Annotated in this window: 29 protein-coding genes; 27 read left to right on the forward strand and 2 right to left on the reverse strand. The window is 36.8% G+C overall.

Going from position 1 to position 22508, the window contains the following annotated elements; translation table 11 throughout:
* The first annotated feature begins 125 nt into the window (after positions 1 to 125).
* The 5 genes from ACQKN2_RS12115 (at position 126) to ACQKN2_RS12135 (ending at position 3469) form a co-directional block, all read left to right on the forward strand.
* Complete coding sequence (locus ACQKN2_RS12115; RefSeq protein WP_427415202.1) at positions 126 to 566, forward strand: LytTR family DNA-binding domain-containing protein; 441 nt, start codon at positions 126 to 128, stop codon at positions 564 to 566.
* A 10-nt stretch (positions 567 to 576) separates the two neighbouring features.
* Positions 577 to 1044 (forward strand): DUF3021 domain-containing protein, encoded by a 468-nt coding sequence (locus ACQKN2_RS12120; RefSeq protein WP_427415203.1) that lies wholly within the window; start codon positions 577 to 579, stop codon positions 1042 to 1044.
* The gene (locus ACQKN2_RS12125) at positions 1034 to 1759 is read left to right on the forward strand and encodes an ABC transporter ATP-binding protein (RefSeq protein ID WP_427415204.1); all 726 of its coding nucleotides are present in this window, start codon (positions 1034 to 1036) and stop codon (positions 1757 to 1759) included. Before ACQKN2_RS12120 ends, ACQKN2_RS12125 begins: the two co-directional genes overlap by 11 nt.
* Positions 1756 to 2487 (forward strand): ABC transporter permease, encoded by a 732-nt coding sequence (locus ACQKN2_RS12130; RefSeq protein ID WP_427415205.1) that lies wholly within the window; start codon positions 1756 to 1758, stop codon positions 2485 to 2487. Before ACQKN2_RS12125 ends, ACQKN2_RS12130 begins: the two co-directional genes overlap by 4 nt.
* Before the next feature lie 70 nt (positions 2488 to 2557).
* On the forward strand, positions 2558 to 3469 hold the full coding sequence (locus ACQKN2_RS12135; protein ID WP_427415206.1) for an NAD(P)H-dependent flavin oxidoreductase: 912 nt from the start codon (positions 2558 to 2560) through the stop codon (positions 3467 to 3469).
* A 64-nt stretch (positions 3470 to 3533) separates the two neighbouring features.
* On the opposite strand, the gene ACQKN2_RS12140 is transcribed toward ACQKN2_RS12135, so the two are convergent.
* Entirely contained in the window at positions 3534 to 4505 is a 972-nt protein-coding gene (locus ACQKN2_RS12140) for a DUF1385 domain-containing protein (protein ID WP_427415207.1), read from the reverse strand.
* Between the two features lie 131 nt (positions 4506 to 4636).
* Between ACQKN2_RS12140 and ACQKN2_RS12145 the strand changes: the two genes are divergently transcribed.
* The 20 genes from ACQKN2_RS12145 to ACQKN2_RS12240 all read left to right on the forward strand — a co-directional run bounded on the left by ACQKN2_RS12145 (position 4637) and on the right by ACQKN2_RS12240 (position 19170).
* Positions 4637 to 5062: a hypothetical protein gene (locus ACQKN2_RS12145; protein WP_427415208.1), complete on the forward strand. Its 426-nt coding sequence runs from the start codon at positions 4637 to 4639 to the stop codon at positions 5060 to 5062.
* Positions 5063 to 5122: 60 nt separating this feature from the next.
* Complete coding sequence (gene aroQ / locus ACQKN2_RS12150) at positions 5123 to 5557, forward strand: type II 3-dehydroquinate dehydratase (protein ID WP_427415209.1); 435 nt, start codon at positions 5123 to 5125, stop codon at positions 5555 to 5557.
* Positions 5558 to 5559: 2 nt separating this feature from the next.
* Positions 5560 to 6621, forward strand: a complete 1062-nt coding sequence (locus ACQKN2_RS12155; protein WP_427415210.1) for a M24 family metallopeptidase — start codon at positions 5560 to 5562, stop codon at positions 6619 to 6621.
* A gap of 17 nt (positions 6622 to 6638) precedes the next feature.
* Positions 6639 to 7196, forward strand: coding sequence for an elongation factor P (efp, locus tag ACQKN2_RS12160; RefSeq protein WP_427415211.1), 558 nt, complete (start codon positions 6639 to 6641; stop codon positions 7194 to 7196).
* A 167-nt stretch (positions 7197 to 7363) separates the two neighbouring features.
* A complete protein-coding gene (locus tag ACQKN2_RS12165) occupies positions 7364 to 8371 on the forward strand; it encodes an NAD(P)H-dependent flavin oxidoreductase (protein ID WP_427415212.1) in 1008 nt (335 codons plus the stop codon).
* A 222-nt stretch (positions 8372 to 8593) separates the two neighbouring features.
* Entirely contained in the window at positions 8594 to 8803 is a 210-nt protein-coding gene (locus ACQKN2_RS12170; protein ID WP_008179863.1) for a hypothetical protein, read from the forward strand.
* Between the two features lie 4 nt (positions 8804 to 8807).
* Complete coding sequence (locus ACQKN2_RS12175) at positions 8808 to 9185, forward strand: hypothetical protein (RefSeq protein WP_427415213.1); 378 nt, start codon at positions 8808 to 8810, stop codon at positions 9183 to 9185.
* Between the two features lie 12 nt (positions 9186 to 9197).
* On the forward strand, positions 9198 to 10109 hold the full coding sequence (locus ACQKN2_RS12180) for a stage III sporulation protein AE (RefSeq protein WP_427415214.1): 912 nt from the start codon (positions 9198 to 9200) through the stop codon (positions 10107 to 10109).
* Position 10110: 1 nt separating this feature from the next.
* Entirely contained in the window at positions 10111 to 10254 is a 144-nt protein-coding gene (locus tag ACQKN2_RS12185; RefSeq protein WP_323647094.1) for a hypothetical protein, read from the forward strand.
* Between the two features lie 22 nt (positions 10255 to 10276).
* On the forward strand, positions 10277 to 10738 hold the full coding sequence (locus ACQKN2_RS12190) for a hypothetical protein (protein ID WP_427415215.1): 462 nt from the start codon (positions 10277 to 10279) through the stop codon (positions 10736 to 10738).
* Positions 10739 to 11299, forward strand: a complete 561-nt coding sequence (locus ACQKN2_RS12195) for a SpoIIIAH-like family protein (protein ID WP_427415216.1) — start codon at positions 10739 to 10741, stop codon at positions 11297 to 11299.
* 201 nt (positions 11300 to 11500) lie between these two features.
* On the forward strand, positions 11501 to 12001 hold the full coding sequence (gene accB / locus ACQKN2_RS12200) for an acetyl-CoA carboxylase biotin carboxyl carrier protein (protein ID WP_427415217.1): 501 nt from the start codon (positions 11501 to 11503) through the stop codon (positions 11999 to 12001).
* Positions 12002 to 12014: 13 nt separating this feature from the next.
* Positions 12015 to 13373, forward strand: coding sequence for an acetyl-CoA carboxylase biotin carboxylase subunit (gene accC, locus ACQKN2_RS12205; RefSeq protein WP_427415218.1), 1359 nt, complete (start codon positions 12015 to 12017; stop codon positions 13371 to 13373).
* 156 nt (positions 13374 to 13529) lie between these two features.
* Positions 13530 to 13709, forward strand: a complete 180-nt coding sequence (locus ACQKN2_RS12210) for a hypothetical protein (RefSeq protein ID WP_427415219.1) — start codon at positions 13530 to 13532, stop codon at positions 13707 to 13709.
* Between the two features lie 480 nt (positions 13710 to 14189).
* Positions 14190 to 14366, forward strand: a complete 177-nt coding sequence (locus tag ACQKN2_RS12215; RefSeq protein ID WP_427415220.1) for a hypothetical protein — start codon at positions 14190 to 14192, stop codon at positions 14364 to 14366.
* Positions 14367 to 14580: 214 nt separating this feature from the next.
* Positions 14581 to 15516: a hypothetical protein gene (locus ACQKN2_RS12220; RefSeq protein WP_427415221.1), complete on the forward strand. Its 936-nt coding sequence runs from the start codon at positions 14581 to 14583 to the stop codon at positions 15514 to 15516.
* 203 nt (positions 15517 to 15719) lie between these two features.
* Positions 15720 to 15878, forward strand: a complete 159-nt coding sequence (locus ACQKN2_RS12225; protein WP_427415222.1) for a hypothetical protein — start codon at positions 15720 to 15722, stop codon at positions 15876 to 15878.
* Between the two features lie 370 nt (positions 15879 to 16248).
* Complete coding sequence (locus ACQKN2_RS12230) at positions 16249 to 17400, forward strand: retropepsin-like aspartic protease (protein ID WP_427415223.1); 1152 nt, start codon at positions 16249 to 16251, stop codon at positions 17398 to 17400.
* A gap of 426 nt (positions 17401 to 17826) precedes the next feature.
* A complete protein-coding gene (locus ACQKN2_RS12235) occupies positions 17827 to 18213 on the forward strand; it encodes a hypothetical protein (protein ID WP_427415224.1) in 387 nt (128 codons plus the stop codon).
* Between the two features lie 546 nt (positions 18214 to 18759).
* The gene (locus tag ACQKN2_RS12240; RefSeq protein ID WP_323647078.1) at positions 18760 to 19170 is read left to right on the forward strand and encodes an Asp23/Gls24 family envelope stress response protein; all 411 of its coding nucleotides are present in this window, start codon (positions 18760 to 18762) and stop codon (positions 19168 to 19170) included.
* A gap of 84 nt (positions 19171 to 19254) precedes the next feature.
* Here the strand turns inward: ACQKN2_RS12240 and ACQKN2_RS12245 are convergent, their stop codons facing one another.
* Positions 19255 to 20424, reverse strand: coding sequence for an MFS transporter (locus ACQKN2_RS12245; RefSeq protein WP_427415225.1), 1170 nt, complete (start codon positions 20422 to 20424; stop codon positions 19255 to 19257).
* Positions 20425 to 21218: 794 nt separating this feature from the next.
* Between ACQKN2_RS12245 and nusB the strand changes: the two genes are divergently transcribed.
* Together nusB and folD are read left to right on the forward strand one after the other, a co-directional pair.
* Entirely contained in the window at positions 21219 to 21599 is a 381-nt protein-coding gene (gene nusB, locus ACQKN2_RS12250) for a transcription antitermination factor NusB (protein WP_427415226.1), read from the forward strand.
* Between the two features lie 33 nt (positions 21600 to 21632).
* Positions 21633 to 22499 carry a bifunctional methylenetetrahydrofolate dehydrogenase/methenyltetrahydrofolate cyclohydrolase FolD gene (folD, locus tag ACQKN2_RS12255; RefSeq protein WP_427415227.1) on the forward strand — a complete coding sequence of 289 codons (867 nt, stop codon included), beginning with the start codon at positions 21633 to 21635 and terminating at the stop codon, positions 22497 to 22499.
* Positions 22500 to 22508: the final 9 nt, after the last annotated feature.

Here is a 22508-nt window from a genome sequence, read left to right on the forward strand (position 1 = left end):
AGTATCCCTCCTTTGAGGGGGGTGTCCAAACCACTTATCCCGTATAAACGACCAGTCGTCGAAAATCCATTTACATAACTACATAAAAATTTTATAGTGAAAACGAATGAAAGGACTGTGATGATATGAAGGTAGAAGTGTCGATTGACCCGGCATACAAAGAACCTAAAGTGACTATTCATACAGATAAGATGACCGATGAAATAGAAAATCTCATGCAGTGTATCGCTTCCGCTGAAATGAATACGTTATCGGTTTTATCACATAGAGGTGTTGAATTTATTAACTGCGAGGACATTGTGCGCATTTATACGGAACAAAAGAAAGTTTTCGTTCAAACGATGGTTGGTATTTACAATGTACGTTATCGCTTGTATGAGCTTGAAGAAAAGCTGAATACACAGCTATTTTTACGAATTTCAAATGCTGAAATGGTCAATCGAAATATGATTATACATATGGACATTAGTAAAACTGGAACAATCGGAGTTGAGCTAAAAGGTGGGATTAAAACATACGCTTCAAGGCGCTATGTAACGAAAATTAAGAAGCAATTAGGACTATGAGGTGAAAAACGTGCAAAAAGACTTACTAATGCGTATTATAGGTGGATTTGTCATTGGTGCTGTACTAGGGCAAGTAGTGCAATTCTTTGTATCAATTGGGATCGCGCAAGGAAGTTACGCTTGGGTAGTTCCCGAATTTCGAGCATTATTTACAAATGAAATAATCGCAATAATCACTCAAGTTTTGTTGACTGGTTTGATTGGGATAACTTTCGCTTTAGCTGCACTATTTTTTGAAATGGCTAGATGGGGAATGCTGAAGCAATTTATTGTACATTTTTTTGTAACGGCAATTATTTGGATACCTATTGTGATGATTTTATGGATGCCGAAAACGATGGCCAATGTTTGTTCCTTATTAGCAAGCTTCTTAGGAACATATGTGGTGACATGGTTATTTCAATATAAGCTGTCAAAGCGTGATATAGAAAAAATTAATGCCATGCTAATAGAGAAAGGTGATTCTCATGACAATTGAAATTAAGAGCTTAACAAAGCAGTATAAGGAACATGTAGTAGTGAATCAATTATCTTTAACTATAAAACGTGGGGAATTCTTTGCACTTCTCGGGCAAAATGCAGCCGGGAAGACGACAACGATTAAAATGCTTTGTGGACTTTTATCACCAACAGCTGGAGATGCTCTTTTAGATGGTGAAAGTATAGTTCATCATCAAGTCGCTGCTAAAAAGAAATTAAATATTTCTCCGCAGGAAACAGCAGTTGCACCGAATTTAACAGTAGTAGAGAATCTGCTATTAATGGGCCGAATTTATGGATGCTCAAAAACAGAGGCACAGAAACGAGCAAGCACACAAATGAATGTATTTGGCTTGACTCCTCGTCAGTCTAGTAAAGCTAAAACGTTATCGGGCGGCTATATGCGTCGCTTAAGTGTTGCGATGGCTATGATGTCTAATCCAAAAATACTTTTCCTAGATGAACCAACTTTAGGTATGGATGTACGTGCACGTCGCGATTTATGGAAAATACTAAATCAGTTAAAAGGTCATGTAACGATTGTCTTAACGACTCACTATTTAGAAGAGGTCGAGATGCTGGCAGATCGTGTAGGCATTATGCATCGAGGGAAATTACGTGCTCTTGGTACAATTCAGGAATTAATGCAAGAAACAAAAAAGGAGTCTTTAGAAGATGTATTTTTAGAGCTTACAGAGGAGGAATCACTATGAAAGCAAGTGTATTTGCAACAAGAAATCATAAGGAAATAGTACGCGATCCGTTAACACTCATTTTTGGCATGGGCTTACCAATGCTTCTTATGTGGCTATTTTCTGTCATGCAAAAAAATATGCCAGTTGCATTATATGAAATTAGTAATCTCACACCAGGTGTTATTGTTTTTAGCTTCTCATTTCTTACTCTTTTTTCCGGTATGTTACTCGGCAAGGATAAGAGCTCTTCCTTTTTAATGCGAATTTTTGCTTCTCCTATGTTAGCACGCGATTATATTTTGGGCTATGTCCTACCTCTACTACCAATTGCATTATTGCAAATTATTTTCTGTTTACTCACAGCCGTATTTTTAGGATTAACCTTCAATATATCTGTCCTTTTAATGGTAGGTGTACTTATTGTAATTTCCTTATTATATATTGGTTTTGGTTTATTACTTGGCACAATTTTTACGGACAAACAGGTGGGGGGTATCTTCGCGATATTTGTCAATTTATCAACTTGGTTTAGTGGTATATGGTTTGAACCTGACATGATAGGTGGTACATTTCAATCTATCACGCAATTTTTGCCATTCGTCCATGCTGTTCATGCGGCACGTGCAGTTCTAAGTGGAGCATATTCAGATGTTTTCGTTCCGCTCGCTATCGTTTTAGGGTATACGGTCTTTATTTTTATGATCGCTACCTTGTTATTTCAACGGAAGATGCGGGGGCAGAATTAAAATTTGAATTTATTTAGTAGGATTTTCAGAAAATCTCTCGAAATGTTATAAGTATAAAGGGGGAGAGTGTATGTCTAGTTTACCAATTATAGTTGCTCCGATGTTTTTAGTTTCTAATCCTAAGATGGTTATTGAGGCTAGTAAAGCAGGGGCTATTGGTTCATTTCCGTTATTAAATGCAAGACCGGCTTCAGTTTGTGCTGAGTGGCTTGAAGAAATAAAAAAGGCGCTACCTTCTGAGCAATGGGCAGTTAACTTTATTTGTCATCCTGTAGCGAATACACGTTTTGAAGAAGATTTACAGTTAATCGAACAATTTCAGCCACCAATTGTCATTACTTCACTAGGCAATCCAAAGAGAGTTTTGGACATTGTACACGGCTATGGAGGGAAGGTTTATGCAGATGTTGCGAACGTTAAGCATGCCGAAAAATCTGCTGCAACTGGTGTGGACGGACTGATTCTTGTTTGTGCAGGTGCTGGTGGGCATGGCGGGCAACTGAATCCATTTGGCTTTGTATCTGCTGTTAAGAAATTCTTTACGGGAACGGTCATTTTATCAGGTTCCATCTCTAGCGGTGCAGACGTACTAGCTGCTCAAATAATGGGAGCAGACTATGCCTATATGGGTACTCGATTTTTAGCTTGTGATGAAGGGAATGCACCTGATGAGTACAAAAATATGGTAATTGAAAGTGGTACTTCTGATATTTTATATACAGATGCTTTTAGCGGTGTCCATGTTAATGTGTTAATTCCATCCTTATTAAAGGAGGGTATTGATCCAGCGACATTGAAGCCAAGAGAAGATATTGATTTAACACATCTTGTTAATGTCAAGGCATGGCGAGATATTTGGTCAGCCGGACATGGTATCACCAATATTGACAAACGAGAGTCCGTTCGTGAAATACTCATAACATTGGAAGAAGAGTACGAGAAAGCAAAGCAACAAATAATTTCTGTACAGCCATTATCATAACTAATCTCTAACATAAAAAGGGCAAGTCCAACAAAAAGTATCTGTTGGACTTGTCCTTTAATTGTTAATCATGATTCAAAGTAGCTGCGATTTCTGGTTGTTGCTCAACTTGAAGTAGCATATTGAAGGATGCGATGGCTACTTCAACTTGGTCGTCTTTCGGCTCACGTGTTGTTAGTAATTGTAGCCATAAGCCTGGATAGCCAAGGAAGCGTAACACTGGCATATTACGGCATGCATTAGTAGCTTGAAGTACTTCAAATGATATCCCAAGAACAACTGGAATTAATAATATACGGTCCACAATGCGTAACCAAAGCGGATCAGTTGGCACGAAGAAATATAAAAACATGCCGACAAACACAGTGAACAGCATAAAACTACTACCACAACGATAGTGTAAGCGTGATTGTGCTTGTACATTTTCCACTGTTATATCCATACCAGCTTCATAGCAATTGATAACTTTATGTTCTGCACCATGATATTGGAATACTCGTTTAATAAGTGGTGTTAAAGATATAAAATATAAATAGGTAAGTAGTAAAAATAGTTTAATGCCACTTTCAAGTAAAATTTGGCCAGTTTTGCCCTCAATCCATTTAGAGAAAAAATCCGCAATAAATACTGGAATTAATGTAAAGGCAAACTTACCAAATAAAAAGGAAAGGATACCTACAACTGCAACCCCTAAAATCATTTGCAGTCTTGAGCCTTCCTCTTTATGTTCTTCTTCTTCACCAGGTGTAACGTCGTAACGGTCCCCTGAAAATTGCATATGGCGAGAGCCTAAACCAGCTGATTCAATCAGCGCTACTACGCCTCGTACCAATGGAATTTTTTTAAGCTTTTGTAAAATAGGTTTTTGAACTTTTTTAAAATGATAATAATCGATGGAATCATCGTTACGGCGAATGGCAGTAATCGTATGTTCCTTTCCTCCGAACATTACACCTTCTAATTGTGCTTGTCCCCCGTATACAGGTGAATTGCTCAAGGCTAACACCACTCTCTTTATATATTTCAACTGTACCATTGTACTAAATTTAGTGAAAAACCTCTAGAGTTACGCATAGTAAAATTTCTATATGGTTACACTAATCGTACAGTTTAGGAAATGATTAACGTTTGAAAATAAACTCGTGGTACAAGTTAGGAGGATTTTACTTGAGAGTAGCTAGTATAACATCGCTCGTCGGTGCACTTGTTTTTGCATTATGTTTAAAGGGGCTTCATTACTTTCATCTCATTAAATGGAATCCAATAGGTTTTTATAAGAAGTGGGATTTATTCGAAGGCAGCTCAAAACTATTTCAATGGAGCTTTTTCATCCTAGTCTTATTCATGATTGGATTTTTGTTATACATTACGTTGAGATATGTTTATATTATCCCAGCTGTGCTATCTTCTTTTTTACTTGGCCTTTTTGTGTCAATCACATTAGAATGGTTTGTTCTTGATTTGCCTTTACAATCTTCTTCTTTTAAAAAACTGTCGATTCCTTTCATGGTCATTGTTATTTGTCTATTACGTTTCTTGCTTGAAACTGCAAATTTTCATCAAAAGGAGCATACAGCGCAAAAAGGAAATTAGTTGCTGTATGCTTCTTGTATGATAAAATAATGGCAAGTACATAGAAAGAGGCGAATATGCGTGAAGTTATTATGTTTGAATGGACCAAACTTAAATCGACTAGGTAAACGAGAGCCACATATTTATGGTTATGAGACATTAGAAGATGTGAAAAATAATGTTCAGAATCTTGCGGCGTCTTTTAGTGCCACTGTCGAGTTTCGTCAATCTAATCATGAAGGGGTTCTTGTTGATTGGGTACATGAGGCAGAGGACGAAAAATATGATGGTATTATCTTTAATCCCGGTGCATATACCCATACAAGCATAGCTTTACATGATGCAATTGCAGGGATTTCTGTGCCGGTTATAGAAGTACATATTTCAAATATCCATAAACGTGAGGCTTTCCGTCATCATTCTTATCTCGCTCCGGCATGCCTTGGTCAAATCTCTGGACTAGGTACGAAAGGCTATGAACTGGCACTACGCACATTTATTGAGAGGGAGAATTGATTATGTTGAAATTACAAAAGCTACGTAAGACACTTCAGGAACAAAATCTCGATGGCATTTTAATTACGAACGGATACAACCGTCGTTATATGACTGGTTTTACAGGGACAGCGGGCGTAGCAATCGTGTCTCAAAATGATGCTGTGTTTATCACGGATTTTCGTTATACAGAGCAAGCAGCTGCTCAAGTTCAAGATTTCAGAATTGTCAAGCATGAGGCGACGATCATTGAAGAAATTGCAACGCAAGTAAAAAACATGGGTATCAAATTATTGGGCTTTGAGAAAGATACTGTTAGCTATGGCACATATGAGTTATATAAAAATAAAATTCAAGCTGATTTAGTACCGATTTCTGGGCTAATTGAAAAAATTCGCTTGATTAAGACGCAACAAGAGATTAATATTATTAAGGTTGCGTGTGAAATTGCTGATCACGCATATACACATATCTTAAACTTCATCAAGCCAGGTAAAACAGAGCTTGAAGTTTCGAATGAATTAGAATTTTTCATGCGTAAACAAGGAGCAACTCAGTCCTCGTTTGATACAATTGTTGCGTCTGGTCTTCGCTCAGCATTACCACATGGCGTTGCAACGAATAAAGTGATTGAAAAAGGCGACTTTGTTACTTTAGACTATGGAGCACTGTACAATGGCTATATCTCGGATATTACACGTACTGTGGCAGTTGGCGAGCCATCTGAAAAATTAGTGGATATGTACAACGCAGTACTTGCTTCCCAGCTTTTAGCACTTGAAAAGGTTGGCCCTGGCTTAACAGGGATCCAAGCAGATGCGATTGCACGTAACTACTTAACAGAAAAAGGCTATGGCGAGGCATTTGGTCATTCATTAGGACATGGGATTGGTCTTGAAGTACATGAAGGCCCTGGCTTATCGATGCGTTCAGAAGCGATTTTAGAGCCAGGTATGGCCGTAACGATTGAACCAGGAGTGTATTTACCAGGAATCGGTGGTGTTCGTATCGAAGACGATATTTTAATCACAGAGACAGGTAATGAACTGCTAACTCATTCATCAAAAGAACTTATTATTTTGTAAACTATGGAGGAACACAAATGATTTCAGTAAACGATTTCCGTACAGGTCTAACAATTGTTGTAGATGGCCAATTATATCGCGTGTTAGATTTCCAACACGTTAAACCAGGTAAAGGTGCTGCGTTCGTACGTTCTAAATTACGTAACCTACGTAACGGTTCAGTAAATGAAAAAACTTTCCGTGCTGGTGAGAAAGTTGAAAAAGCACAAATCGATAACCGTAAAATGCAATACCTTTATGCACAAGGTGACGAGCATGTTTTCATGGACTTAGAATCATATGAGCAAACTGAACTTGCTTCAGCTGCCATTGAATATGAATTAAAATTCCTAAAAGAAAACATGGAAGTTCATATTCAATCATACCAAAGTGAAATGTTAGGTGTTGAATTACCAAACACTGTAACGCTAGAAGTAACAGAAACAGAGCCTGGCATTAAAGGTGATACAGCTTCAGGTGGTACAAAACCTGCAACTCTTGAAACAGGTCTTATTGTACAAGTGCCATTCTTCGTAAACCAAGGTGACAAGTTAATTATCAATACTGAAGAAGGTTCTTACGTTTCTCGTGGGTAATGAATAAAAATATCCGACCTACTCTTTTTTACAAAAGGGTAGGTTTTTATTTATACATATAAAGTAGAGATAGCTCCTTTTTTACTATTAGAAAAATTAGTTTCTATCATTTAATATGTGGTCATAATTGGAAAATTTGTTTACAATAATAGTAAGGAGTGAATGCTATGCTACAAACAACTTTTGACATACCATATCCAATCATACAGGCACCAATGGCTGGTGTAACTACGCCAAAATTTGTGGCAGCCTGTGCAGAGCGAGGTATTTTAGGCTCGATTGGAGCGGGCTATTTAAATGGGGAGCAAACAAAAAGCTTTATTCAGGAAGTTAAAAAGCTAACGAAAAAGCCATTTGCGATTAATTTATTTGTACAAGAAGAACCACGTATTGATGTTGATGTTCTTCAAAAAGCTCGAATGGCTTTACAACCGTTTTATGATGAACTTGGACTATCACCTGTACAAAGTGTCTTGTCCAAGGAAGTATTTGAAGAACAAGTACAAGCTGTTCTTGATGAAAATGTAGCCATTTGTTCTTTTACATTTGGTATACCTTCAGCAGATGTCATTCAGCGTTTAAAGGACAACAATGTGTATGTTATTGGTACAGCTACTACATTAGAGGAAGCAAAGCGTGTAGAACAAGCAGGGATGGAAGCTGTTGTTCTTCAGGGTGGTGAAGCTGGTGGTCATCGTGGTTCCTTCACTGAACCGATGCAATTAATTGATTTGCATGATTTACTTCAGCAAGTGGTAGGGCAAATTTCCATACCGATTATTGCTGCTGGAGGCATTGTCACAAAGGAAGATGTGAGCAAAGCACTAGCAATGGGTGCACAAGCGGTTCAAATTGGTACAGCTTTACTAGTAGCTGATGAGTGTGAAATTTCACCTCTTTATAAAAATGCCTTGCTTCAATCGGAAGCACAACAGACGACGATTACTCGTGCTTTTTCTGGTAAACCAGCAAGAGGCTTAGCAAATGGTTTTACGGAACGTATGAAGGATGCTATTGTAGCCCCTTATCCATTGCAAAATGATCTAACTACAACTATTCGCAAAGAAGGCGCAAAACAAGGCAAAGCCGAATATTTATCGATGTGGATGGGCGAAAAGAGCTATTTAGTGAAACAACCAGGCACCGTCAAAAGCATCATTGAAAAGTTACTGTAACTTCTTTCGGCAAATTTCCTCCCTCGATAGGTGGTAAGCGAATGTGGATTTAAGTTACTTTTCAAAGACGTCTAACATCCGCTGAGAGAAGTTAAGCTTCCGGATGCAATTATGCCAAGGCATCATTAATTTCATAAAATTACGAAGATCTCTATACGTATGTATGGAGGTCTTTTTTTTGTGGTAGCAACATATATTGCTGTACACGAGGGGGCGTATGAAATGGAATTACAAGACGTATTAAGAGTCGCGGGAGTGGGACTAGTAGTTGCGCTTCTTCATGTCTTCTTTGATCAAACAGGAAAAAAAGAATTTTCATTTTTCCTATTTTTCATTGCCTATTTATATATGACAGCGGAATTACTGCGATTTTTACGTCTCTTTTTTACTGAGATCCTTACATTCTTTCAATGGCTGACCTCATCAGGGTAGGTAAATGGAAATTGTCATTGTTGCTGTTGTCATGCTGCTTTTATTATTGCTTATAAAAGAAGTCATACAGCCACTCCATGCGCTAATTAGTGTAATGTTTTCATTTTTGCTATTCGGTATGTTGTTTTCGACACTCTTATTACCATTCATCAAGCAATTACTTGAGACGTTAGCTTTTTTGCCTTATGCAAAAGCTATTGTAGTAAGTGCTAGCCTTTTTTATATCGGGCAATGGGTGTCGATGTTACTAGTAGAACAAAATTATAAAGTACTCGGACACATCGTCTATGATGGGGTCAAAATTATTATTTTGTTGTACTGGTTTAAGGAATTTTTGGCTGTTTTACAGGAGGTGTCGGCCATTTTACAACGGCTAAACTAAGGGGCGAAGACATTGCTAGAGCAAATATTTTCGTTTTTAACGGATCCATTCTTTCTATTGCTGAAGATGACGCTTATTTTATGTGGCTACGTCATTATTATTTTAATTGTCAATATGATAATACCAGAATTTGAAAAAGGGACAAGGATACTTTTTTTTCTTATAGTCCTTGCAACAATAGGACCTGTCGTTGTGAATTCATTTAAATTAATAGACGAAATCGCACAGGGACTTGCTCATATATTTACTGCATTTTATCCCATTCTTACTTCAAGCTTTCTTTTATCAAGCAGTATTACAGCGATTGCTTCTTGGCAGCCTTTTTTACTTTTTTTTGTACAAGTATTAACGATTATTAGTAGTAAATGGCTTATTCCGGGAGTGCTTTTTGCCATTGTTTTTGATGTTTGCAGTGTCATTGTTAAAGAGATTTCGTTTACGAGAATTGCTGAAATGATTCGTTTTACCATTATGAGCATCGTCTCTGCATCTGTTATTTGTTACATCATTTTAATGTCGGCGAGTGGTGTTGCGGCTTTTAGTGTTAATGCAGCTGTTGCAGAGCCTGTGAAAAAATTAATAGAGGAAAATATCCCAGTTGTTGGTTCCTTTATAGTAGATAGTTTTTCAATGTTCCAGCACATGTCACAATTTGCATCTTCTATAAGTAGTTTTACTGCGTTTATAGCGGTTATTACCGTGTCGTTCATTCCTACAGTGCAGCTTGTTGTCAGTGCCTATTCGTTGAAAATGTTAGCTGCTATTTTAGAGCCAATCGCCTTTGATGATATTTGTAAACTACTAGATCATGTTAGTAAATCTCTATTTACATTATGTGCTGTATCATTTCTAATTGCTTTTTCATTTATGTTTTCTTGTTTATTCCTCATCGTTTTTGTGCAAGTTATGGCTGGGGGGAGATAAATTGATTCTTTTATTAGCAATTCTCTTTATCTGTCAGATATTCGTATTTCTAACAGAAGATAAAGAGATAATTTCGCTTACAAAGCTTGTCATTACGTTAGTATTTTTGCAATTGCTATTAAAGATTCCATTTATCAATTCATAGGAGGAAACAAGCGTACATACACTTGAAAAAGAGAAGAGATGAAAGGAGGCAATGTACAAGTGATGTGGAAAAGAAACGAAAAAAAACAACGTCATTTATAGTCTTAATGCTTATCGCTGCCTCCGTGGGAATTTTCATCATTTTACCAATGTATCAAACGAATACAACGAATGGGCAAGTAGCACCGACAACCAATGAAGAAAAACTTGAGCAGACATTGAAGGCTATGAAAGGTGTTGGGGAGGTTAAGGTCTATTTTTATTACGGAGATATGACAGATAAGAAGGATGACAATCAACTATTCAGTCAATATTTTCGAGGAACTGAACAAGGCACGAAAGAAGTAACAGGGCTGCTAATTGTTTCAGAAGGAGCATCAGATATCTTTGTTAAAAATGAAATTCGTGCGGTTGTTAGTCAAGTAATGCAATTACCGATTCATCGAATTATTATCGTTCCAATGGAAAATAAGGAGGAAAAGTAAATGCGCGTACGTAGAAGAACAGTTTGGTTTATGACATTATTAAGTCTAGTAGCGGTTATTTCAGTGTATTATTTGGTTGATCCAGCAAAACAATTTAATGGACTAACTATTTTCACAGATGACGCATTACAGCAAACTGCGGTAACTGGTGTAACTGATCAAGAAGCAACGAAAGGGGGAGAGACGAAGGAAGTATCTTCTCCAAGTCATTTATTTGAAGAAATGCGCATGCAAGTTAGTGATGAAAGAAGCCAGCTTCGTTCGCAATTAGAGCAGAAAATCGGTTCACAAGATTACTCAGCAGAAGATAAAAGTAAGGCTTATAATGAGATGGATAGCCTTATAAAACAAGAATCTGCAGAAGCAATGTTAGAAATGCTAATTAAATCTTTAGGCTACTCCGATGCATTTGTACGAGCAGACGGTGATAAAGTACAGGTAGATGTTATGGCGGAGGAGCTATCAAAAGCTCAAGCAAATGAAATTATTTATTTGGTAAGAACAGAGATGGAAGGCGCAAATGACGTCCAAGTAAAATTTAGTGCAAATAATAACTATTAAAAAATAGGGAAAAATACTAATATTCTGTTTATTTGATAATATTGTTATATATCAGTATCATGAAAAGGCTTTCGTTTAGTAAAAGAAAGCCTTTTGTTTTGTTCATATTTACTTAATTTTCATTAAAGTATTTCAAATTGTTCGAAAAAAATATAGAATAGTGCTTGTAGTAGATTTTTTTTCATAAGGAGAGTTAGGAAAATGTTCAAAATACAAGAAATTCGTGAAATCATTAAATTGGTAGATTCTTCTTCAATTGACGAGTTCGTTTATGAAGTAGATGGGGCAAAAGTTAAATTAAAAAAGAATGGTGTTGTTGTTACTGAAACTGTAGCACCTAAAAAAGAAGTAGCGGCACCTGTTGTACAACAATCTGCACCAGCAGCAGCTCCTGTAGCACCAGCTGCTCCAGCAAAAGCTGAAGAAGCACCTGCTGCAGCACCAGTAAATAACGACCCATCGTTACATAAAATTGTATCTCCGATGGTCGGTACTTTTTATCAATCTCCAAACCCAGATTCACCAGCTTACGCTAAAGTGGGGGACAAAGTTGGTAATGAAACAATTGTATGTATCGTAGAAGCTATGAAACTATTCAACGAAATTGAAGCAGAAGTTCAAGGGGAAATCGTTGAATTACTTGTTAAAGACGGTGAATTAGTAGAATACGGACAGCCATTATTCCTTGTAAAAGCTGAGTAAGGAGTGCACAACTATGAAAAAAGTTTTAATTGCAAACCGCGGCGAAATCGCTGTGCGTATCATTCGTGCTTGTAAAGAGTTAGGCATTCAATCAGTTGCCGTATTTTCAGAAGCAGACGCAGACGCATTACATGTGAAATTAGCAGACGAAGCATATTGCATCGGACCAAAGCTATCAAAAGATTCATATCTTAGCTTTCCAGCTTTACTTAGCGTAGCAGAAAAAACGGGTGCGGACGGTATCCACCCAGGTTACGGTTTTGTATCTGAAAACGCTGACTTCGCTGAAGCTTGTGAAAACGCAGGCATTAAGTTCATTGGACCTTCATCAGATTCAATTAAAATTATGGGTATTAAAGACGTTGCACGTACAACAATGGAAGCAGCAAATGTTCCACTTGTTCCGGGTACTGGTATTGTTCCAGATATCGAAACAGGTAAAGAATGGGCTGCTAAAATTGGGTACCCAGTTATCATCAAAGCAACTGCTGGTGGTGGCGGTAAAGGTATCCGTGTAGCTCGTACAGAAGAAGACCTTGTAAAAGGTATTGACATTACGCAAAAAGAGGCTGCTGCAGCATTCGGTAACCCTGGCGTATATTTAGAAAAATTCATCGAGTACTTCCGTCACTGTGAAATCCAAGTATTAGCGGATGGCTATGGTAACGTTGTACATTTAGGTGAACGTGACTGTACAGTTCAACGTCGTATGCAGAAATTAGTAGAGGAAGCTCCGTCTCCAGCGCTATCTTCAGAGCGTCGTGCTGAGATGGGTGCGGCTGCCGTTAAAGCTGCACAAGCTTGTAACTATGAAGGTGCTGGAACAATCGAGTTTATTTATGACTATCAAGAAGATAAATTCTACTTCATGGAAATGAATACTCGTATCCAAGTAGAGCATCCAGTAACTGAAATGATTTCTGGTGTAGATCTTGTACAACAACAATTAAAAATTGCATCTGGTGAAAAACTTCCTTTCACTCAAGATGATATTCAATTAAATGGATGGGCAATTGAATGCCGTATTAACGCAGAAAATGCTTATAAAAACTTCATGCCATCAGCTGGTACTGTAGATACTTATGTAACTCCAGGTGGCTACGGTGTACGTATTGACTCTGCAGTGTATGCTGGTTATACAATCCCACCATACTATGATTCTATGGTTGCAAAACTAATTGTTCATGCAAACACTCGTGAAGAAGCGATTGCGAAAATGAATCGTGCGCTTAGCGAATTTGAAGTATCTGGTCCTGGTATCAATACAACAATTCCATTCCACCAAGCATTGATGAACAATGACGTGTTCAAATCAGCACAATTCAATACGAAGTTCTTAGAAGAGAACGATGTATTAGGGACAAGCAAGTAAGACGTATCAACGTTTTAACCGTCTCGGCTACTAGTCGGGAAGCTTGCGAAATAGTTGTGCAATATTTGTCAGCGGAATAGAATTAGGAATAAAACAAAACGGAATATCCGATTTTTAGACCCTTTAACGAAACTGATTCGTTAGGGGGTCTTTTTTGTGCGTAAAAATAGTCAGCGTACCTTTATTTTCGATTTAGAAAATATGAATCCAATCGAACTAAAAACGATTAATCCTAAAAACGAAAATAATGAGCCACTAATAACAGCGCCAACAATTATGATTGAAGTTAATTCAGTTCGTTTAAAAGGTAATCGTATTAGGCGTATTCTGCGCTAATCATCGTTAAAGAACAAATGCGCTTATCGGGCGTACGCAAACAAACGATTAAAGAATACGACTACGTTTTTAGGCGGTTATTAACGATTATGAATGTGGAATATTTAGACGAAATAACAGCGGAAATATTTTCGGATTTATTTCATCGTTAGGCGATGTAAAAGACGTTACAAAGCAAAGTGAATTACGTGTGATAAAAAGAATCGGCATATACGCTAGAGCTTGCGCCAACAAGCGACTAGCATCATAACTGATCGTAGCGCCAACTGCAATTGGAGATGGTTACTTTGCCGAGTAGCCGTTTTTCTATTATATCCTTATCACAAGTTATCGTCCGGATTTCGGAAGAGTTAAGCATAGCGCCTTCATTTCGCCTTTATAGCCGTTGCTAAAAACGGTTTTAAATCATAAGTTGGTGTAATTATCATCAAAAGCGCTTAGAAGCTAATTCAAACGGAATTATAAGGAGGATTGAACGGAATGAATGTTGAAGCTAGCATCGTAAATATTCAACGGAAGATACTCGAGCAGACTGGACGTAAAACTGACGTATATTACAGCGAAGGGCAAGGCGCTTTGTTCGTATACATGGGAGACGTCTTAACGGCGAATAACGTTATTTACGCAGTATCCGAAATGGAATTATCATCATTTTGACAGATAGGCATTCCATTATTAGGGGGGAGTTGATAGGGTGAGAAAAGTACGAAGTTGACATGTGGTAAACCTTATATAGATAATGAGACGAAATAGGAAAACGAGAAAAATATGGTAAATTACCTTTGGGAGAACTCATAGAATTAGAAGAAGAAAGTTTATATAATTCTTGCTTTGAAACGAAAAAATAAAAAAACCGGGGTTGTGAAGTTTAATGGATACAGATAAAAGTCAATACATTGTGCATTGTATTATAAATTATGAGGAAATTATAAATAACGCAAAAGAAGGAACTGCACAAGATAATGAAGTATTAAAGGAAATTACTAAATCGATGTCATTTGGACTGTTAAAAACTAACTACGATATATGGTTAGATGAGTGCTTTTTACATCAAGACTGGCAAAAGTGGAACAATTTAATTTTCCAGCAAATGCGTTATCAATTACTTCCGGGATGTGACGGAGGGTATGACCATTGTCAAAACACCTTACATATTTTAGAGGCATTCGCTTGTGGAGATAACGAAACAATGGAGCGCATTCTTCCATCCGAACTGAGTTTAACTAAAAATGGTTACCCGTTTTATATTGTGATGAGCAATCTCTTGAGGGCAATGTGGTATAGAGATGAAATACTGTTGCAAAAAGCGCTCTATGCAGCCGAAAAATTTGTTGGCACAAAGAAACCACAATGGGAGCGTTCGGGAGCTGCATTTCTGCTTTCATTACACAAAGAAGATGTCGAGGCAATGGGGAAACATTTACAAAATTTGTGTTCAGGATATATGCGTGCAGATTTCAGTAAAGCGATGAAACAGCTATGTGTGCCTGCACATGGCCTTTATTGTTTGGCACAAAACTTATTACCGACAGAGATATTTCAACAGATAAAAATGCCAGAACACAAGAACTTTTCTCAAGGATTTGCAAAATGGAGAAATGAAAATCCACACCCTATATTAAATTTATACTTTGAATATCCGGAGCCTTTGGAAATCCTCAATCAAATTCATGTGGCTCCAGTTGCTAAAAGCATTATTTCACAACCATATCTCCATAGCGATAATCCGTATCATTCTCCGCAATTAAAGAAAAAATGGTTTCTTGATGAGGAGGCAATGCTAATAGCCTTTGTTGAAAATATGTAATTTTCCTTTTGAACTCATGTTATAGAGTATTGTATGTTTTTTTCGTCATTTTTTGGGCTTTCCAATTTACCGTATATTTAGGGCTGTTTTCAGGCTTATTTAATTTAACAGTATAGACACCTTTCTGAAGCATGTTTTTTGGATGTGTTATAATAAAATTTGTGAAGAAATGCACACTAACGATGCATGTAAGGGGGCAGATGATGGATAGCCAATATTTCGTAGGTTGGGGTACATTGGCGTTGATAAATGCTGCACTTGCACAAGGGAAGAATAGAACGGGGTTAAATTGGTTTTTGCTTTCTCTTGTATTAGGGCCATTTGCAACACTAATTTTGTTATTTGTTGAAAAGAGACAGTAACACTACATATTTACAATACTTGATATAAGTTAATAAAGTGAGAAGCGTGGTAAAGTAGACTCTCGCTTATTCAACTATTTGGGTGTTTAATAAATGTAAGTCGATTATAGATCGGCTTATTTAATAGTGTCATAACTTATACCTTCTGACTTTATTAGTCAGGAGGTTTTTTATTTGTCTAAAATTAATTAGCGTTACGGCATAGTTGATGGCTTTTTGTGCGTGAAATTGCTTCTACTTAACTAATGGTGCTATTTTGTGGGGTAAGAAGGAATTGTTGGGAGTATATAGAAGTAATAATTGTCTAGCGTGTTATTCAATTGGGACTGAGTAACCGAAAAAAATTAAATTATTTGCTGGAGGGGATAAATTGAAAGGTATAGAAGAAATGGAGAAGTTTGATTTTGTAACGTTCGAAATGAATGATGAACAAAAAGAGTTTGTCTCTGCTTTAAAATTAATTACAGATGGTCAAGAATGTTTGGGTGCAGAAATTTTAAAGGATTTGTATTGTAAGTCACATGATCTTTCATTACGAAGTGGCTGTGCCAAGATTTTATTTGAGCTTTATTTTACTAAATCCGAATGGGAACAATTAGAGGTGCTAGGCTTACTTGATGATCAAAGCATTGATCAAAGCAATCGTTTAATTGCGAGAGCTTGTAGCCAGTCTGAACAAACAACATTCTCCTTCTTAAACGATCAAATATGTATGCCGATGAAACTAAGTATCTCTGGCTCTCCAACAATCGATGTAATGATTAATGGGAAAAAGAAATGCTTTTGGTTAGATACTGGAGCAGGGATGACGGTCATCTCAAATTCTTTAGTGAAAGGCTGTGATATTAACATTGTAAGAGATGAAGAATTTGAGGTTGGAAATTCAACAAACCAAAATTTCAATACTGATTTCGCTATCATCGATTCAATTGTCATACATGATCTGACGATTCTTAACCAGCCTACATTGGTGTTAGCGAATGATTTATTAATGATTCAAAATCCTAAAACGGAAGAAATAATGAAGGTAGACGGTATCATTGGATGGGATATCATACAACATATTTGTCTGGAAATCGATTATGGACGAAAACAGGTCATAATTCAAAAACCGAAACAAAAAGATAGTGTGGAGAGCAACCTTTTCTTCTGTGGGTATCCGATTTTGAAAGTGAAAGGAAAGAATCAAGTTCCTTTGTATTTCGGTTTAGACACTGGTGCAAATAAGAGCCATTTTGGACGACCTCTCCTATCAAAAATCGATGAGCTTAAAATAGAGAAAAGAATGATCCTTTCTGGTGGTTTCGGTGATGTAAAAGAAAGAGAATTAGACAGCGTAGAAAATTTAATTGTTTATCTGAATGAACACCAATCCATCAGCTTACGCAACGTCAGAGAAATGTTGACAGATCTTGCTACTTTTTTTAAGTTAGATGGTGTTTTTGGTAGTGATATTGCTAAAGATGGGCGTATGGTGATTGATTATACGAATAGAAAGTTCGAGCTTGTTTTTAACAAATGATGCTTCTTAATATTTTTTCATCAGAATTACTTTAACCTCGGAAATTTAGGTTGGGGAATTTTGGAAAACTGAGGCTCGATTGCAAACTATGGTATTCAGTGTGCTGTCACAGGTCAAGAGTGATGTTCTAGGGACAAGCTTGCGGATTTAGGGAATAGATAACCTATCAAAGTTCGCAATTATATTACCTTCTAACTTTTATTTGTTAGGAGGTATTTTTATGTCAATAAGCAGAGAACAGGGATAAGTCTTTTCTAAGAGCTTGCTACGGTTGTTATAAGCTAATCCAAAGTTAAAGTGATTAACCTTATCGTGTTGCCTGTAGGTACAGTCAAGCTCATTTGTTGAGCAATTCCCATTCCTTCACCAATTCACGATTTTCTATGTTACAATATCTTATAGATAGAATTTTCGGTCATTTGAGAGGTGGTTGAAAAGACAGTGAAAAAGTTATTTTTAGTGCTTTTGACAATATTCATTTTAACAGCATGTAATTCATCAACGTTAAGTTTTAATGAAATTGAGATTGTTCCAGATAGAGTGCAAAAGGTAATTGATGAAAAAAATACACTTCAAATAATCAATATAGTAGATAAAGATATTTCTTATGTCGTTTTTCGGTCAAAAGGTACAGTTACAACAGACCTTGAAACGCAAGGTGATACATTAATAATAAAGTTAGATGTTACGAATGAACAAGAGAATGCAACAGAACAGCATGTCTATAAATTAACTTTAGACCCAGCCCTTGATACGATTAATATTCACATCAATGGTAAATCTACAACTATTGATAATGTAACAGGGATATAAGAAGGCTATTAATGGCTTTTCAACACTCAAAACAATAGCCATCACACATAAACAGAGCATTTTACAAATAATGAATAGGGTGATTGTATAGAAAGATTTGAACTTTCATTTAAAAACAAAGCAGTGCGAGTTTGGTTTTGTACTATGCTACCTGCAATTGTTTTAACTATTGTCCTGGATATTATTTTGCCTTATGAGCAAAGAAGATATGTTTCATTAGGTTTATCACTAGTTACTATCTTATACTTTGTCTGGTTTGTGATTTATTCTAAAAGGAAACGTAAATAAAATTTACGATGACGAAGAAATCTTCATAGATTTCTTCGCTTTTTGTTTTTATCGATAAGCATTGTTGATTTATCGAATAAAGTTTTGGTTTTATCGCCCAACTTTTTATATTTATCACCCAACTTCTTAAATTTATCGACATAAACCTGATCCAGATAAATTAAAGCGACTTTACGAAGCCAAACTTTCCTTTTTATAGTATAATAAGCGTAAGTACAGCATTTGTTTGTGATGTGTAAGGGAAAGGATGATATTTGTATGGCAGAGAAAGTAGGACAATCTTTCGTACAACCAACGCCTTCTGGTAAAGAAGAACTTGGGAGAATTGAAGTAGCAGCGGAAGTAATCGAGGTTGTTGCTGGAATCGCAGTGAACGAGGTAGAAGGGGTTGCTGCAACTCGCGGTAATATTGCTACAGGCGTAGTAGAACGCTTCGGTAAAAAAGTTCATAATAAGGGCATTAAATCGGGTGTTACTGAAACTGGTGAGATTGCCATTGATGTATTTTGCTCTGTAAAATACGGCTATACAATCCCGAAAGTGGCGAAAGAAGTACAAACTCAAATTCGCCAAGCAATTTTAAATATGACAGCGCTTGAAACAGCTGAAGTGAATGTTCACATTACTGGCATTCTCTTTGAAAAAGAAGAAGTAGCTGTACAAGAATAAAAAGAAGGGTTGCCTACAGGGCAATCCTTCTTTTTTAACGTTGTTCACGGAAATTGTTCAGCAGTGATTAGTATGGCTACTTTATTATATTTCAATATGCTTTGGCTTTCTCCAGAATAAGGCAAGGATAACGCCGAGTGTTAAAACAATTGTCGCAAAGTAATACGGATAGTTCAAATTGATATCGAACAATACCCCACCTAAAATAGGACCAAATATATTACCCAGACTTGTAAACATGGAGTTCATGCCACCAACGAACCCTTGTTCATTACCAGCAATTTTTGATAAATAAGAGGTAACGGCAGGACGTATTAAATCGAAGCCGACGAAAATAAAAAATGTGACAAATAAAATTGCGAAATAGTGGCTTACAAATGTCATAGCAAATGTTAAAACAGCAGATAGGACGAGTGAATAACGGATAAGATTAATCTCACCCATTTTCTTTGTCAGCCAATCGAATAATATTAGCTGAGCAAGAGCCCCGACTACTCCACTTCCCGTAATAATAATCGCGATATCTGAAGGTGTAAATGCGAATTTATGATCCACAAATAGGCTAAATAACGATTCAAATGCAGCTAAACCAAATGATAGTACGAAAATAAGCACGAATGGAATAAGGTATAGTGGGCTAAAAATACGCTTCACACTGCCTGAAATTGATGATGCAGACTGTTCATCATTAGCAGCACGTGTCGGTTCTTTTAGTAAAATAAATGACAAGATCGCTGCTAAAAATCCAAGTATACCAGCAGCATAAAACGGTATGCGCGTTCCGAATTCTGCCAAAAATCCACCGATACCAGGTCCGATAATAAAGCCAGTACTAATCGCGGCACTCATATAACCCAATGCCTTTGGACGTTGTGACAAGGATGTAATATCAGCGATATATGCAGTTACCGCAGGCATGATGAAAGCAGCACTGATACCACCTAACATACGTGATACAAAGAGTATTTCAACTGTGCGTCCAAGCCCAAATAATAGCTCTGAAAAACCGAATATAAAAAGCCCCGCAACGATCATGATTTTACGGCCAATGTTATCTACCATTTTACCAGAAATCGGTGAGACGATAAGTTGAGTGATAGCAAATGCGGCCACCATATAACCAACGACAGAGCCTGAAATTTTCAGGTCATTCATGAGTGTTGGTAGCACAGGTATAACTAAACCAATACCTAAAAAGGCAATGAATAAATTCGATAATAAAATACTTAAGGTTAAAAGTTGTTTCTTATTCATATTGTTCTCCTTCAATCTTTCACGATACATAAATCAAAATCTACTAGAATATTTCCAAGTAATACAATAAACCCTATAGTAACTATAGGGTCAAAAGATTTGTTTTAACTTATTTCAGCGGGTGTTTAAACACCCGCTGAAATAGAGGAACTCAGTCTAAGGGCTCAACGCCCTGTAGCAACTTATCTGTGCGAAAGCGAAGCGACAGCAAGAACAACGAACGACTGAGTGACCAGTTTCACATTGCTCAAAGCCTCCGGCGGATTTTTTTTTTCTATTTTTTATAAGTGTGGAAGTATTCGTTCGCGGTTATACAAAGTGTTATATATTTCTTTCATGCTTTGATGTCAATGGAGCGGCTACGTTCATTCATAAAATGCCCTTGCTAGTAAGAGCTAAAGAAGTTTCGTATCACATCAAAACGAATTTTATGTTTACAATCATCGTAGTAAAATAGGAGGGATTTGCGTTCTTTGCATTGTTTATATTGTTCCTCGCCTTCATATAACTTGAAAGTTCTTTTACAACTTGTACATGTAACTTCATATTGCATAATGAACACCTCAAAATATGATATTTAATTTCCTTAATTATAACATTCTTGGTATTTAAACAATAAAGGTTGATTTTTTATTTCAATATATTTCTTAGTAAAGTTAATTGCAGGGTGTTAAAATAAGCAAAAAGTTGCTTGAAAAAGGTATCAGATTATTTAAAACTTGCTTGAATTCGTGTTTCTCTCACGAATTTATGCTATTATAAACCTTAATGCCACTTAAGAAGGAGAGCTTTACATGAAACGACATGAAGCACGCGAAAAAGCGTTGCAAGTTTTGTTTCAGCTAGACAATACCAATCTAACAGTAGAGGAAGCAATGGGTCATATTAAAGGCCAACCAACAAATGTCTTCTATGAAAAGATTGTTACTGGAACAGTTGAACATTTGGAGGAAATCGATGCTGCTTTAGAACAGCATCTTGAAAAGTGGTCGCTTGCCCGTTTACCTAAAATTGAAAGAACGGTTTTACGTCTAGCTGTATACGAGATTTTATACATGCCAGAAACACCAAAAAGAGTAGTACTTAATGAAGCAATCGAGTTATGCAAAACATTTGGAGACGATGGTTCGTCGAAATTTGTTAATGGCGTACTTTCTAAATTTACAGAACAATAACATGTGTTGAATTGGAAGGAGTAACTAAGGTCTATGTCAAGTGCAATTATTAATGGTAAAGAAATTGGTCAAGAAATTCGTAATTCAGTAGCAGAGCGAGTAACGCGTTTAAAAGAGCAAGGATTAACACCAGGCTTAGCGGTTGTTTTAGTAGGAGACAACCAAGCCTCGGCTACATATGTGAGAAATAAGCAAAAATCTTGTGAAGCCATCGGTATGTTTTCTGAGCTAATTAAACTACCAGAAGAAACTACGCAAGAATCATTATTAGCACAAATTGAATTATTAAATAATCGTGAAGATATTCATGGTATTTTAGTACAATTACCACTCCCAAAACATATTGATGAGGATATTGTTATTGCCACAATTGCTGTTGAAAAAGACGTTGATGGCTTCTCACCGGTAAGTGTTGGGAAAATGATGCTTGGCCAAGAAACATTTTTGCCTTGTACACCGTTTGGCGTAATGAAGCTTCTTGAATATTCAGGAATCGAAATAGCAGGAAAGCATGCGGTCATCGTGGGGCGTAGTCATATCGTTGGGAAACCAATGGGACAACTTCTATTACAAAATGATGCAACCGTTACATATACGCATTCCAAAACACCAAATTTACCTTCATTCACTAAACAAGCAGATATATTAATTGCAGCAGTTGGACGTGCAAACTTTATTACGAAGGAGCATGTTAAAGAAGGCGCAGTTGTGATAGATGTTGGAATTAATCGTGATGAAAACAACAAGCTTTGCGGTGACGTAAACTTCAATGAGGTTGATGGAATTGCGTCTCATATTACACCTGTACCAGGCGGTGTAGGACCAATGACAATTACTATGTTACTATTCAACACAGTTCAAGCAGCAGAAAATAAGCTTGCACATATAGTTAAGCTATAATTTTGAATG

The organism is Lysinibacillus sp. NPDC093688 (assembly GCF_050280145.1).
Lineage (GTDB): Bacteria > Bacillota > Bacilli > Bacillales_A > Planococcaceae > Lysinibacillus > Lysinibacillus xylanilyticus_B.